The organism is Actinotignum sanguinis (assembly GCF_030230305.1).
GTDB classification, from domain to species: domain Bacteria; phylum Actinomycetota; class Actinomycetes; order Actinomycetales; family Actinomycetaceae; genus Actinotignum; species Actinotignum sanguinis.
The window spans coordinates 84,283-98,697 of record NZ_JASPCQ010000007.1; the positions used below are offsets into that span (position 1 = coordinate 84,283).

Genomic DNA, 14,415 nt, shown 5'->3' on the forward strand with positions numbered 1-14,415 from the left:
GCGGAGCTTTTATCCGGTTTAGCCGAAGCGCCCGGAGACGTAATCTTCGGTTTCCTTATGGGTCGGGTTGGAGAAAATTTTCTCCGTCTGGTCGAACTCCACGAGGTGGCCGGGCTTGCCGGTGCCGGCGATATTGAAGAAGCCGGTCATTTCGGAGACGCGCGCCGCCTGCTGCATGTTGTGCGTCACGATCACGATCGTGTATTCCTCTTTGAGGCTGTTCATGAGGTCCTCAATCGCGAGGGTGGAGATCGGGTCGAGGGCCGAGCACGGTTCGTCCATGAGGAGCACCTCGGGCTTGACCGCGATGGCGCGGGCGATGCACAGGCGCTGCTGCTGGCCGCCGGAAAGCGAGGAACCCGGCTTATCGAGGCGGTCCTTCACTTCCTCCCAGAGGTTGGAGCCGCGCAGCGAGCGCTCCACGATTTCCTCCGCGTCGGACTTCTTGATCTTTTGCGAATTGAGCCGCATCCCCGCCAGCACATTGTCGCGAATCGACATGGTGGGGAAGGGATTGGCACGCTGGAAGACCATGCCCACGTGCTGGCGGACGGTCACCGGGTCCACCCCGGGGCCGTAAATATTATTGCCGTCGATAAAGACGTCGCCGGTCACGTAGGCGCCGTCGATCACTTCATGCATACGGTTGAGGGAACGCAGGAACGTGGATTTGCCGCACCCGGACGGGCCGATCAGCGCGGTCACCGAATTCGGTTTGATATCCACATTGACGTTCTCCACGGCGAGGAAATCACCGTAGTAAATGTTCTCGTTACGAACACTAATTCCCTGAGGCACTGTTTTTCCTTTCGGCTGCCGCGTTAGCGGCCCTTCGGGGCGAAGATATGAGCAATCAAGCGCGCCAGCAAGTTGAATACCAGCACGATAAACACCAAGACGAGCGCGCCGCCCCAGGCCAGGTCGAGGTTATTGGCCTTGAACTGCGAGTAGACGAACACCGGGAGCGTCATCATCGGGCCGTTGAACAAGGAGTAGTTGAACGTATCCGAGACGGAGGCGGTAATCATCAGCGGGGCCGATTCGCCGATCACGCGGGCGATGGCGATCACGCAACCGGATACGATACCCGGGAGCGCGGTCCGCAGCACCACCTTGATGATAGTGCGGGACTTCGTCACGCCGAGTGCGTAGGATGCTTCGCGCAATTCATTGGAAACGATGCGCAGCATTTCTTCGGTATTGCGGACCACGATCGGCGTCATCAAAACGACGAGCGCGACGGCGCCCATGATGCCATTGCGGAAACCGAGCGCGGGGGCAAGCACCGGAACAATCGCGGCGGCGAAAAGGCCGGCCACGATGGAGGGGATACCCGTCATAATATCGACCAGGAAGGTCACCGAGCGCCCGAACCAGCCGCCCCTGTTGTATTCCACCAGGTAGATGGCCGTCAGAATACCGAGCGGGATGGCGATAAGCGCCGTAATGCCGGTAATAATGAGCGTGCCCACGATGGCGTGGCCGAGGCCGGGCTGAGCGCCCGGTAGAGACATGCCAAGGGTGGAATTGTTGAGGAAGGAGTAGCTGAGAACCGGGAGAGCTTCCACAATCACCGTGTACAGCAGTGAGAGCAGCGGGAGAACCGCGAGCGCGAAGGCACTGGTGATAAGCACTGTTGCCATGCGATTGGCACCGCGGCGCGGGCCTTCCACCGCGTATCCGACAATGCGGATGACGAGGAAGAAGAGAATAAGACCCACCAGGACCGCACCGAAGAGCGACTCCGCTTTGAAACCGAAGTGGAAAAGCAGCCAGGAGGCCAGCATGCACACAACGAGCACGGCCCAGTTGAAGAACTTGGGCAGGCGGCCGTATTCGGAGGCGAAGATCGGAGTGCCTTCGCTGACAGCCGGCTCGGCCGGAATCGCGTGCGCGCCGCCATCGGGCTGGCTGGCTGGGTTCTGTGTCACGTCAGTACTCATTAGGCATTCGCTCCTGAGAATTCTGCGTACCGGGCCAGTACGCGCCGCGCCAACCAATTGACCACGAAGGTCAGGGCGAAGAGCATGAGGCCGATACCGATAAGGACCTGGCGCTGCAGACCGGGGTGAGCTTCAGGGAAGTTCAGGGCGATCTGGGAGGCGATGGTGGAATGCTGGCCCGGGGAGAAGAGGTTGAAGTTCACCTGCAGGCCGGCCGAGAGCACCATGAGAAGCGCCATCGTTTCACCCAGGGCGCGCCCCAGGCCCAGCATGGCCGCGGAGACGATACCGGAACGCCCCACCGGGAGCACGGTCATCTTGATCATTTCCCAGCGGGTAGCACCCAGACCGAGCGCTGCCTCTTCCAGCAGCTTCGGGGTCTGGAGGAATACTTCACGGCACAGCGAGGTGATAATCGGAAGGATCATGATGGCCAGCACCAGGCCGCCCATCATGATGTTACGGGCCGGCGGCGTGAAAGCCACCAGGCTGGGCTGCAGGGGCCACCAATCGAATTGGGCCAGCCCGCCTTCTTCACCCATGAACGGAACGTGGTCCACCCACCACTGGAGGGGCGGGGTAAGAACACTGGAAACCCATTCGAAAACGGGGCGCACAATCGGTTCGAGAGTACGGATACCCCACAGGCCGAAGACCACCGAAGGGATGGCCGCCAGGAGGTCAATAATGTAGCCGAGGACGGAGGCGAAGCGCCGATGCGCAAAATGCGAAATGAAGAGCGCAATCGCCACCGCGAAAGGCACGGCAAGGGCGAGGGCCAGGAGTGCGGAGAGCACGGTGCCGAAGAGGGCTGCCCCGGCATACTGCCAGAAGCCCATCCCCTTCGTGAAATCTGCTGTCCCGGAGATGTCTTCCTTACCGGCAATGAATGCCGGATATGACTCGAGGAGCAGGAAGATGAAAACGGCACCCAGGATGAGGATGATGAAAGCTCCAGCACCGATGGCTAGGCCGTTGAAGGTAGTGTCTGCAACGCGGCGACGCGCGCGTTTGCTCGGGCGGGCCGGCACTGCAGTCTGACCCACCTCCGGGGAGGTTTCCTGAGCGGTACGCTCAAGAACCTCCCCGGCTGCGTTATCTCGTTCAGTCATATCGACTTTCAGATAGAGGTATTCGGTTGTCTAACCGGTGCTTACTTGATGGTGTCGATGACGGCCATGGCCTGCGTGCGCAGGGTGTCCGAAATCGGGGCGTTACCACCGTTGGCGGCGAAGGCGGCCTTCTGGCCCTCTTCGGAGACGACGTAGGTGAAGAACGCCTTGACCAGTTCACCGGTGGAGGCATCCTTGTATTCCTGGCAGCCGATGAGGTAGGAGAGCATAACGACCGGGTAGGCACCCTTGACGGAGCCGTCACGCTTGAGGTCCTTGTTGAGGAGGGTGTCCGTGGCACCTTCGGCGGCCGGGGAGTCATCCACCACGCGGGCGGCGGCTTCCGGTTCGGGGCCGATGAACTCATCGCCAACCTTGACCTTCACCGGGGTGAGGGTTTCGATCTGGGAGTAGTCCGCATAGATGATGGAGTTCGGGGTGGACAGGGCCAGCTGGACCACACCGGAGGTGGATTCGGCGGACTGACCGCCCTGGATCGGCCAGGTTTCTTCCGAACCGTAGGTCCAAACTTCCGGAGCAGCTTCTTCCAGGTAGGACTGGAAGTTACCGGTGGTGCCGGACTTTTCTGCGCGGTGGATCGGAATAATGGTTTCGTCCGGGAGCTTGACACCGGAGTTGGTGGCGGCAATGGCCGGGTCGTTCCACTTCTCAATCTGGCCGGAGAAGATCTTCGCGATGGTGGGGGCATCGAGCTTGAGCTCCTTGACGCCCTCGAGGTTCACGGCAATCGCGATAGGAGAAATGTAGACGGGCAGCTCAACGGCAACGTCGGTCTTGCAGGCGTTGGAAACCTGGGCGAGTTCTTCAGCCTTGAGGGCCGAGTCCGTGCCGGCGTACTGCACCTGGCCGGAGAGGAACTGCTGGCGGCCGGTACCCGAGCCGGTGGGCTCATAGTTAACGGTCACGCCCGAGTTCGCGATGGTGAAGTTATCGCGCCAGGCCTGCTGGGCTTTCTGCTGCGAGGAAGCACCCGAGCCGGAGATGGTGCCCGAGAGGTTCGAGCCGCTATCCGCGGCCTGGGTGGTGGTGTCACCCTTGGCGGCATCGGTGGTGGCAGAAGTCGTTGCGTCCCCACCACAGGCGGAAAGGGTCAGAGCAAGAGCGGTGGCACCAGCAAGTGCCGAGATCTTCATGGTCTTCACTGTTTAATCCTTGCGTGTTCAGGAACGCCCGTTTCGGCGCTCGCTGGTTCGAGCCTAGGAAGCGTGGGTTACGACGGCCCACACCGGAGGTAAACAGAAGGTTAACGAGCTTGTAGCATGTCTCACAGGGAGTCGGGTGCGTGCGTCTGACTGCGCGGGGCCGCTGGGGGCGTGGGCGCGCTAGAGCTCGGTGGGCACGGGCCCGCTACAGCTCAGTGTGGACGGGGCGGAAACGCTCGACGTCCACCGCGCGGCTACCCTTCATATGCACAACGAGGATTTCCCCGGTTTTGAGATACGGATCTTCATCGGGGAGTTTTTCTTTTACATGGTGGCCGCCGTGTTTTTTAACGACGTCGATAACGGTGCTCAGGGTAGGGCGATGCAAGCTGACCGCCGCGGGAGCCCCGCTGTCCGTTAGTACCCCCTCAATGGTTTTACGCACTCCGCCGGGGTTCTTCGCGTGGGAGTGTTCGGTGAGGGCGGCAACGCAGGTGAGGGAGACTCCCGAAGCCTGCGCGTAGGGAGCAATGGTTGCGGTGCAGCGCTGCCAGGGGGAAGAGACGAGGCGGTCCACGCCATACACACTGAGCACCGCGCTGATGGTGCGGGCCCGGGAGGCCCCGTGCGGGGTAAGGGGCCTGGTTTTTTCACTCCCGTTCCAAGCCGAGCGTTTTTGGGCACGGGCATGGCGCACCAGCAGGACCGCGCGAGTGGTAAGTTCCCCGTGTTCCCAGTATTTCAGGACGCGTTTGAGCATGGCGCGTTCGTCTTTATAACTGAGTTTTTCGAGGGCGGTTTCCGCGTTCATCCAACGTGACCGGGTAATTTCCCCGGGGTGAGCAGAGGAGAATTCCGGGCGTGCGGCAACTGGCCGCGAGCGCGGTGTGAGCGGGCGGGCCACCCAGTAAAAGACCCGTTTCTTTTTCCCCGAGGAGAGGGTGTAGCCGATGGAAGGCAGGGGGCGCTGCAGGGCGATATATTCGCCGGTTTCTTCGTAGACTTCCCGTACGGCTGCCATGCGCGGGCCTTCGCCCGGCTTGTATTTGCCCTTGGGGAAAGACCAGTCTTTGTAGCTATCCCGGCGCACGAGTAGCACCTGGAATTCGCCGCCTTTTTTGCGCCACACAACGGCGCCCGCAGCATGAACGCTGCCCATCACTCCCCCTTTTGCATAGTTGTTACGAATATATGCTGGCCCGCGAGTTTCCCCGCACGGCCCGGGTTTTCTAGTCGCCTCCTGCCACGCGCGAGCGTGCTTGTTTCATAAGCAGCTCCTGGATATCGACGAGCGGGCGGCCCTTCGGGCTGAGGTTGTGACGCACCCACCCATCCGGACCCAGGTGCCACGAACTAGTGGTATCCGAGGTGGCCACATCCACGAGCTCTACCAGGCGGTCCACCATATCCGGGTCCGTGATCTTGATCAGGGCTTCGATGCGCCGGTCGAGGTTGCGATGCATGAGATCGGCAGATCCGATAAAGACATCGGCATCGCCGTCGTTACAGAAGGCGTAGATACGCGAGTGCTCCAGGTAGCGCCCCAGAATGGAACGGGCCTTGATGTTATCCGAGAGCCCGGGGATACCGGCGCGCAGGGCGCAGATTCCGCGCACCTGGATGCTGACCTTCACGCCGGCCTGGCTGGCCCGATAGAGCGCATCGATCATGGCTTCGTCCACGATGGAATTGACTTTGAATTTTACCCACGCGGGTTTGCCGGCGTTCTTATTTTCAATTTCGCGTTCGATCCGGTCGATAAGTCCGGAGCGAATACCGGTGGGTGCCACGAGGAGCCGGTGGAAACGTTCCTGGCGTGAGTAACCGGAGAGCTGGTTGAACAGCCGGGTGAGATCCTGGCCCACATCCCGGTTGGAGGTCAGCAGGCCCAAATCCTCATAGCCGCGGGCGGTCTTCGGGTTGTAGTTCCCGGTACCCACGTGGCAGTAGCGGCGCAAGCCATCGGATTCTTGGCGCACCACCAGCGCGAGCTTGCAATGGGTTTTCAGCCCGATCATTCCGTAGACCACGTGAACCCCGGCCCGCTCTAGCTTGCGCGCCCACTCAATATTGCGCTGCTCATCGAAACGCGCCTTGATTTCCACGATGGCGAGGACCTGTTTCCCGGCGCGCGCCGCGCGGATAAGCGAATTGACGATAGGGGAATCCCCCGAGGTGCGGTACAGGGTTTGTTTGATAGCCAAGACCTGCGGATCCGCGGCTGCCTGGGCGATGAATTGCTGCACCGAAGTGGAGAAAGATTCATAGGGGTGGTGGAGCAGCACATCATGATCACGCAGCTTGGCGAAGAAATCCGCGGGTTTAGCAGATTCGGCATCGGTGAGCCCGGTAGGCGTGACCGGAACGTACTTGGGGTATTTAAGCCCGGGCCGGTCCAGATCGTGGAGCTGTTCCAGAGATTGCAGATCGAGGGGCGCGGGTAAGCGATAGGTATCAGAGGAGCTCACACTCATTTCCTTCTGGAGGAAACTGAGGGTGGCATCATCCATATCCTCATCCACTTCCAGGCGCACCACCGGCCCGAAGCGGCGCCGGAGCAATTCGCGTTCCAGCGCGGTGAGGAGGTTTTCTGCGTCATCTTCTTCCACTTCCAGGTCCTCATTACGGGTGACCCGGAAGGTGGCGTAGCTCTGCACATCCATGCCGGGGAAGAGCTCACCCAGGTGATGCCCGATGAGTTCCTCCAGGGGCAGGAATTCAATATCGCTGCCGGCTTCCACCGGAACGTTTTCCGGGCTGTAGGCCGTGCCATCTTCCCCGATCATCAGGAAACGCGGGAGTAGATCCGGCACTTTCACCCGCGCAAAGGCGGAGGAACCGCGCCGATCCTTGAGGACGACGGCGAGGTTGAGAGACAGGCCCGAGATATAAGGGAAGGGGTGGGAGGGATCCACCGCGAGCGGGGTGAGAACAGGGAAAATTTCATCCTTGAAAAGCTTGGAGAAACGTTGCTGCACCTGCGCATCTAGCTCATTCCAGCGGCGGATGAACACACCCTGGCCTTCGAGTTTAGGCTTGATATCCTCCGAATAGACCTTCGCTTGGCGCGCGGTTAGTTCATGAGTGCGTTCCGCGATGCCCTTCATAACTTGACGCGGGGTGAGGCCGGAGGCCGCCACCACACCAATGCCGGTATCAATACGGCGCTTGAGGCCAGCCACCCGCACCATAAAGAACTCATCGAGGTTCGAGGAGAAAATGGAGAGGAACCAGGCGCGTTCCAGGAGCGGCAGGGTTTCATCTTCTGCCTGCTCCAGCACCCGCTCATTGAAAGCCAGCCAGGAGAGTTCCCGATCCGCGAAACGCCCTTCGGGAAGCTGGGATTCTTCCGGAGCTTTCGCGGAGCGCTTGGCGAGCTTGCGTGATTCTTTGGCCATATCCGTGAGGGATTTAGTGGAGACCGGGGAGCCGAGCCGCACCGCCTGCAAGAAAGTTTCGTGCGGGGTGGGTTCCACGGCGCTGACACCCTCCCGGGCAGCCAGGCGAGCACGAGTGGCGGAGAGCGCCGGTTCGGGTTGCAATTCGTAGCGAACATGCCGTTCCGCCTGCGTGAACCCAGCTTTTCCGTAAACATGCACCGCGGCGGCATTCGCGGCATCAACGTAAAGAACGCAACGCGAGAAACCGCGCGAGCCGGTGGTGACCAGAGCCCAGGCGGTTAGGAGTTTACCGATGCCCTTGCCGCGATGTTCCGGTGCCACCGCGAGAACATAAAGCTCCAGCACATTTGCTTCGAGCGATTCACCAGCCGCGGCGGCAGCCGATTCGCCAGCCGTGCCCGCGCCGCCAGAACCACTCCCGGCCGCACCCGCGGCACCCCCGAGCACATTTGGCTTAAGCCACACAAAACCAACGAGTTCGCCTTGAGAGCGCGCGGTAACTAGGAGCTCCGGAGTAAACCAGGGCGCTTCCATACGTTCACGCAGATCCTCCGCGGTGAGTTGGCCCTGATCGGGTAGATCCGCGAAAGCCTCCGCATTGAGGCGCGCGATATCTTCCAGATCCGTGGCCGGATCCACCGGAGCCAGCACGATCCCCGGCAAAGTCCACAGTGCGGGAGCAGGGTTTTCTTCCGTAACAGGACGCTCCAGCACAAGAAGAGTACGCCCCGGATAGAGCTGGGAGGACGCCGCGAGTTCCTGCGCAGCAGGCAGATCCCCGTGCGCCCACACCGCGGTTTCCCCCGCGTCAAGAACGGTGCGCAGCAATTCCTTGCCGGCACCTTTTCCGCGCGCCTCCGGACGCACCGCCAATTCCACATCCCCGGTACGCCCGGAATGAGCCACCCCGACCACGGGATCCCCGAGAGTCCACACCCGCGAGCTTTCTGCACCCGCGGCAATATCAAGAAGGGTTTGCTCACTAAAAGGCACAACACCATCCGCCGCGAAGCATTCCTGGGCGAGCTGGTTAAAAAGCGCGGCCTGATCCGGCTGCGGTGATCCGCTAACGATACTCATAGGAGGGCTCCTTTTTCCTGCTACCTCTTAACCGTAGTCGATCACTACGACAGAAAAGTTACGTCCAAGCAAACGAACGACGGCGCAGCTCCCCTCCGCCAGGGGAACCCTCCCCGATACCGTGGCTTCCCGCGCGGGCCAGCCCCCGCCACAAGAACGGGTAGCCCCACGGTGTGAACAGGCCAGCTTTGTTAAGACAGCGTGCCGCGTACTGCCCGAGCCCCGGCCGCGCGGAATTCCCGCGCTGTTTCCAGCAGCGCCGCATCGCGGCGCGTGACCGGCGTGGCCAGCGGGTGCTCATCAGTGGGGATCCAGAGCGGATCCACTTCGGCAAGAGTGTCACACAGGCGAGCCGAGCTAGCCAGTACCTCCGCGAAGTCCCCGCTGAAAGAACCGGCGAACACCTCATCCCAGCTGGATTTCACATCCCCGAGGGTGGGCGTTTTCTCAAGTTTCTCCACTCCATCAGCGCCCTGGGAGCCGAGCTTTTCCCGCGCGGCGGTGAGCCGCGCGGCGGCGTCGTTCGGGAAACGCCGCAACCATTCACGCAGCAAATAGCCGCGCCACAGCATTCCGGGGAGGGTGCCTTCCGGGGAGCGAGCCCACGCTTCAGCGATGACGTCGATTCCTTCGGTGGCGATGAGGTCGAGCACGCGGGCGCGCACCTCCGGTTCTTCGGTGTGGTAGCCCGCGCCGGGCAGCAACGCCTGGGCCGCGGTGTGGGCGAGCTCGCTGTGGTAGGCGACGTCCGCTTCACCTTCGATGGACTCGAGCTGGTCCGGTTTCATCTGGGCCGGACGGCGAAAACTGCTAGCCATAATTTTTCCTCCACTCGCTCGGGGCGCGCCAGTGCGCTCGCTCACTCTTCTATTGTCGCACCTCAAAGTGTTTCCCGGTGCGGATTTCCACACAAAATCGGCCCGATTTTTTACCAGCGGGCCAAAGCGCGCTACACTACTTCGTGGGCCTCTAGCTCCAACGGTCAGAGCACTGGACTTTTAATCCAAGGGTTGTGGGTTCGAATCCCACGGGGCCTACCATTTTCTTCGTTCGCCGAAGGGCACTACTTCACAGTTCGCCCTGGCCACGCAGCTGGTACACACCAGGCTCTTTATCTTCCCAAAATCCCGTGGATCCTAGCAGGAGCGCCTGGCCATCGACGAGCGTGCCCGGAGCCGGAGCAGGATCGATATCGCCCGGCAGAGCGAGCGTAATCAAGAACCCGCAATCTACTTCGCAGCGCCACCATTTTTGACCGGTTAAAGCATTGGCAACCAGTTCCGCAGTACGAACCGTTCCGCGCAGGATAACGTCCGGGGTGAGGTTATCCACCTCACCAGCCTCAAATTCTTCACCATGTATCGCAAGGCTCACACTGAGAATCAGTTGATCGCCCACAAGAGGATCGTCCTTCGCCACCGGCCGCATGACGCCGTTATCATTAACTTCGCGGCCGCCGTTCCATTCCTCCCAGGAGGAATACACCGCCATCTTTTTGGCGACGGCGCTCAGCCGGTAGTCCTCATACCCGGTATATTCTTCGTCATCACCACTTTCCCACCTGTCATACATGAAGGGGTCATCCACATACGCAATGAGGGTGCGGGCAGGAACATCCGGATAGTCGGGCGAATAAAGCTCGAAGAGCGTTATGGTGTCATCCACCCGCACGCTCACACCGCTCCACCAGCCGCAGCCCCACCACCGCGCCAACAACCCCGCACAGGAACACCATTTTCAGTACGGTGAGTTGCTCGACTCCGCGCGCGGCAGCAATTGCCACGGTGAGCACCGCGCCGGTCCCCGTCCACACTGCGTAGGCCGTGCCGAGCGGAATCTCGCGTAGCGCCCGCGAGAGCCCCCACATGGAAATGACGAGCGCGCAGGCAAATACTAGGGCCGGCACCGGGCGGGTGAGCCCGCGCGAATCACCGAGCGCCGTCGCCCATACGGCCTCGAAAATACCGGAACCTACCAGAATCGCCCAGGCCATCAGCTCACCACCTTGAGTCCCACCACCGAAGCGACGAGCACACTCAGCAGCAATACGCGAGCGCGCGAGGTGCTTTCCTGGCCGCTCAGCCAGCCGTACAGCACGGTGAGGCTCGCGCCCACACCTACCCAGACCGCGTAGGCCGTGCCGGTGGGGATCTCGCGCATAGCCCAGGCCAGGCCGAGGAGCGAGAGTGTTTGGGCCAGCACAAAGACCGCTACCGGCCCGCGCCGCGAGAAATGTTCAGATTTATCAAGGGCCGCCGCCCAGACGGTTTCAAGCGCCCCGGAGAACAGCAAAATTATCCACGCCATAGGTATTGTGGCCGTCTTTGCGCTGGGCGGGTACGGCTCCCTCGTCCGCGGCGGTTATTGCGCGCCCGCGGCCAGGCTAACACACGCGTCGGGGGAGTATCCTCGAAGCATGAATATCACCTCGCTCACCGTTTCCGGGCAACCGATTGCCGCATTCGATATCACCGCCACTCCGGAGCAGGGTTATTGCCTTGTTGCTATCACGTACGCGAACGGCTCGGAGCAGCGCCGTGTTCTTGCCGACGACGCCGCTCTCGTCCTTTCCGCGACTCCGGCCGCGGATGCAGCTGCGCTGGCGCTTCTCACCGAGGTGGGCGAGAGCGAGGTAGCCGAGAACGAAGTGGATCTGGAATCGCTGGCCGGGCAGCTGGTAGCTGTGGGAACCGCCCGCTTCCAGGCGGGAGTGTTGGGAGAGCCTACCGGCGGGCAGCTGGCGCTGCGGCCGGTGGCGCCGGGGCGGGTGAGCGAGCGGGATACTCCGCGTATTATCCCGGCCGAGATGCTTGAAGGGCGCGATCCCGCGGCGGTGTTCCCGCGCATTCCGGATGGTTTGCCCGATGCGTGGAATACGCCGGTGGGGCGTTTCACTCCCGAATATGAAGAACGTGCCCGGGTGGTGTGGGAGACGCTCACAGCGGCCGGCTACCGCCCCGAGTTCTGGTGGGCGGGCAGCGAGGATGGCGAAGTCATCGCAGTGCCTTTCGGGGAATGCGGGGAATCTTTCCTCGTCGGCATTGAGGAGCCGGAAGAACAGCGTGAGATCGACGCGCGAATTGCCGCTGGCGAGCTAGCTCAGTGGCTAGAAAGCGAAATTGACCTGCTGCGGCCAAATGAGTAGCGCGGCGGGTGGCGGCGTCGTCGTACTACCGCGCGCAGCGCGAGTCCAATGCCGCGCCGTAACGCACCGGCGCACTAATACCCGCGGCACAGACTGTTCTTCAGTAAGCTAAAGCTTGTGAAGGAATCAAAGAAGTCACCCTCCCTGATGGATCGGATTCGCTCGGCGGTGTCGCGGCGCGAACAGATTGAGCGCGTGGCCGAAGAGGCCGTGGAGCGTTACGCGAAGGACCCAGCCGATAGTAGCGGGCGTTCGCAGCGCACCGTTGTGGAGATTCATCCGGCCGGGGTGCAGCCGGTTCTTGTGACATGGGGCGTGAGCGCCTGGCTCCTCATCGGCGTGGTGATTGCCATCTGGGGTATTTTCCACATGGCGGCCTCGGTGCAGTGGGTGCTGGTGGCGGTGTTCCTCGGGCTGGTGATGACCTCGCTGCTCCATCCGATTGTCAATATTCTGGATCGGATTATGCCGCGGGCGCTGGCAACCGCGCTGGCTTTGCTCGGCCTGTTTGCGGCGCTGGGCGGGATTATTTACTGGATTGTTGATTCGGTGGCGAATCAGTGGTCGAGTCTTTCCGAGCAGATGCAGCGCGGCCTGGACGGGATTTTTAATTGGATTGCGGACGGGCCAATTCCGATTAATATTACGGTCGATGAGCTGCGCGCGGCCCTGAATGAGGGCATTGAACGCGCGGCCGCGTATCTGCAGGACAATGCGGGAAATATTGCGTCGACGGCGCTCTCGCAGGCCGGCACGGTTGCGCTGGCTTTCACCTTGATTGCGCTGGCGCTTTTCTGCTCGATTTTCTTCCTGGCGGCCGGGAAGAATATGTGGCTGTGGTTCATTAATGTGCTCCCGGATCGGGCGCGGCGGCGTACCCACGCGGCTGCTACCGCCGGGTGGTATAGCTTCTCGGGGTATGCGCGCGGCACGATTCTTATTGCGTTATGCGACGGCGTTATGGCCGCGATTCTCCTGGTGGCTTGCGGGGTTCCGCTGGCCGCTCCCCTGGCTGTGCTGGTGGTCATCGGTGCCTTTATTCCACTTTTTGGTGCCCCGGCGGCCATGATTATTGCAGCGTTGGTGGCTTTGGCCACGAAGGGTGTGGTTATTTCCTTGGTAGTGCTGGTGGGCGTGGCGCTCATTGGCCAGTTCGAGGGGCATGTGCTCCAACCGCTGATTATGGGGCATCAGGTTTCGCTCCACCCGGTCGTTATTGCGGTGGGCGTGACGGCCGGTACGTTCGTGGCGGGACTGCTGGGTGCGATTATTGTGATTCCACTTATTTCTATCGTGTGGGAAGTATTCAAGGTGCTGCGCCGTACCCCGGACAAGCCGCTTACGGAGCTCCCGGATCTGGATCTGCGCGATTTGGCGGGTACCGCGGTGGCGAAGCAGCTGCTGGAATACAACGCGAAGGAGCTCAATACCCGCGCGGAGGAATCGCCCTCGCCGGTCACGGCACGGGCGGCGTCGCACACCCTTGGTGGGGAGGATCGCGTACTCGATACCGCCGATATGAACTCCCCTACTCCCGCGGCTCCGGATCCGGATTACACCTACGATCAGCCTGATTTTGAGGTGGACGGGGAGGCACCCGGGCCTGATTACAATCCTGTGAAAGGATCGTGACCTCATACTGTTTGGGCAATGACGGTAATGAGGAGGATAACGAGGAGTGAACCGACCGTAGTGATAATGACGGCGTCGCGAGCCATAGTGACGCCGGAACGGTAGCGATGCGCGTAAACAAACACGTTGTTGGCGGTGGGGAAGGCTCCGATGATGGCGATGGCCATGAGGGCTTCGCCGCGCGCGCCGAGGAGATAACCAGCCCCGAAGGCAATAAGCGGCCCGAGGACGAGCCGGCAGAAGATGCCGAGCATGAGGGGTGCGCTTTCGCGTCCGAAGCGGGGCAGGTGCGCCCCGCGTAGGGACATTCCCATAGCCAGCAAAATAATGGGAACGTTCGCACCTGCCATTTTGGTGAGCGGTGCGGAGATGAGTTCCGGAATGGGTATTTCGAGGAGGGCGACCATAAGCCCGGCGAAGACCGCGATGAGTAGCGGGTTTTTGAGGCGGGAGAGGATGGTGCGCCACAGCCCTTCGGTTTTCTTCCCGGTTTGGTTGTCGAGGATGGAGAAGAATACCGGCACCATCACGAGGATTTGGAAAAGCAGGATGGGGGCGGCCGGGGTGGGGTCGCCGGTGATGGCCACGAGGAAGGCCACGCCCAGGTTGCCGATATTGGTATAGCAGGCAACGAGCGCGCCGACGGTGAGTTCGGTTCCTCGGCTTTTGAGCAGGGTGGCGGCCAGGGCTGTATAGATGAGTCCGGTTCCTACCGAGGAGATGATATTGGCGAGCCCGTTGACACCGAAGAAGGAGGCCGGGTCGGAGTTCGCGAGGGTGGTGAACATAAGTGCCGGCAGGGTGGTGTAGAAGACGAGCTGAGTGAGGGTGCGGTCGCTTCCCGGGGGCACGATTTTGCAGCGCGCGACGAGGTAGCCGACGAGCATAATCGCGATAATCACCCAAAAGTTGAGCAGTACAGAGGCCATAACAGCACTA

13 protein-coding genes and 1 tRNA gene are annotated in these 14,415 nt (G+C 61.4%); 3 read left to right on the top strand and 11 right to left on the bottom strand.

Features of this window, described 5'->3' with window-relative positions; all coding sequences use genetic code 11:
* Positions 1-18: 18 nt before the first annotated feature.
* From pstB to QP828_RS05365, 7 genes are all read right to left on the bottom strand, one after another.
* A complete protein-coding gene (gene pstB / locus QP828_RS05335; RefSeq protein WP_026428731.1) occupies positions 19-798 on the bottom strand; it encodes a phosphate ABC transporter ATP-binding protein PstB in 780 nt (259 codons plus the stop codon).
* 23 nt (positions 799-821) lie between these two features.
* A complete protein-coding gene (gene pstA / locus QP828_RS05340; RefSeq protein WP_274733704.1) occupies positions 822-1,931 on the bottom strand; it encodes a phosphate ABC transporter permease PstA in 1,110 nt (369 codons plus the stop codon).
* Positions 1,932-1,942: 11 nt separating this feature from the next.
* Complete coding sequence (pstC, locus tag QP828_RS05345) at positions 1,943-3,055, bottom strand: phosphate ABC transporter permease subunit PstC (RefSeq protein WP_206435409.1); 1,113 nt, start codon at positions 3,053-3,055, stop codon at positions 1,943-1,945.
* A 41-nt stretch (positions 3,056-3,096) separates the two neighbouring features.
* The gene (gene pstS, locus QP828_RS05350; protein WP_274733762.1) at positions 3,097-4,209 is read right to left on the bottom strand and encodes a phosphate ABC transporter substrate-binding protein PstS; all 1,113 of its coding nucleotides are present in this window, start codon (positions 4,207-4,209) and stop codon (positions 3,097-3,099) included.
* 214 nt (positions 4,210-4,423) lie between these two features.
* Positions 4,424-5,377, bottom strand: a complete 954-nt coding sequence (locus QP828_RS05355; protein WP_274733705.1) for an NUDIX hydrolase — start codon at positions 5,375-5,377, stop codon at positions 4,424-4,426.
* A gap of 70 nt (positions 5,378-5,447) precedes the next feature.
* The gene (locus QP828_RS05360; RefSeq protein WP_274733706.1) at positions 5,448-8,699 is read right to left on the bottom strand and encodes an RNA degradosome polyphosphate kinase; all 3,252 of its coding nucleotides are present in this window, start codon (positions 8,697-8,699) and stop codon (positions 5,448-5,450) included.
* A 191-nt stretch (positions 8,700-8,890) separates the two neighbouring features.
* Complete coding sequence (locus QP828_RS05365; RefSeq protein WP_274733707.1) at positions 8,891-9,517, bottom strand: hypothetical protein; 627 nt, start codon at positions 9,515-9,517, stop codon at positions 8,891-8,893.
* Positions 9,518-9,662: 145 nt separating this feature from the next.
* Between QP828_RS05365 and QP828_RS05370 the strand changes: the two genes are divergently transcribed.
* Positions 9,663-9,739 (top strand) — tRNA-Lys (locus tag QP828_RS05370).
* A 28-nt stretch (positions 9,740-9,767) separates the two neighbouring features.
* Here QP828_RS05370 and QP828_RS05375 read toward each other — a convergent pair.
* From QP828_RS05375 to QP828_RS05385, 3 genes are read right to left on the bottom strand one after another with little or no spacing between them, the layout of a single operon-like run.
* A complete protein-coding gene (locus tag QP828_RS05375; RefSeq protein ID WP_274734110.1) occupies positions 9,768-10,376 on the bottom strand; it encodes a hypothetical protein in 609 nt (202 codons plus the stop codon).
* Positions 10,357-10,692, bottom strand: a complete 336-nt coding sequence (locus tag QP828_RS05380; RefSeq protein ID WP_274734111.1) for a DMT family transporter — start codon at positions 10,690-10,692, stop codon at positions 10,357-10,359. The genes QP828_RS05375 and QP828_RS05380 overlap by 20 nt, the downstream gene beginning before the upstream one ends.
* Positions 10,692-11,006: a DMT family transporter gene (locus QP828_RS05385; protein ID WP_274734113.1), complete on the bottom strand. Its 315-nt coding sequence runs from the start codon at positions 11,004-11,006 to the stop codon at positions 10,692-10,694. The genes QP828_RS05380 and QP828_RS05385 overlap by 1 nt, the downstream gene beginning before the upstream one ends.
* A 109-nt stretch (positions 11,007-11,115) precedes the next feature.
* On the opposite strand from QP828_RS05385, the gene QP828_RS05390 reads away from it, so the two are divergent.
* Entirely contained in the window at positions 11,116-11,844 is a 729-nt protein-coding gene (locus QP828_RS05390; RefSeq protein ID WP_126135798.1) for a hypothetical protein, read from the top strand.
* Between the two features lie 117 nt (positions 11,845-11,961).
* Entirely contained in the window at positions 11,962-13,476 is a 1,515-nt protein-coding gene (locus QP828_RS05395) for an AI-2E family transporter (protein ID WP_274734114.1), read from the top strand.
* 2 nt (positions 13,477-13,478) lie between these two features.
* Here QP828_RS05395 and QP828_RS05400 read toward each other — a convergent pair whose 3' ends face one another.
* Entirely contained in the window at positions 13,479-14,405 is a 927-nt protein-coding gene (locus tag QP828_RS05400; protein ID WP_274734116.1) for an AEC family transporter, read from the bottom strand.
* Positions 14,406-14,415 lie beyond the last annotated feature (10 nt).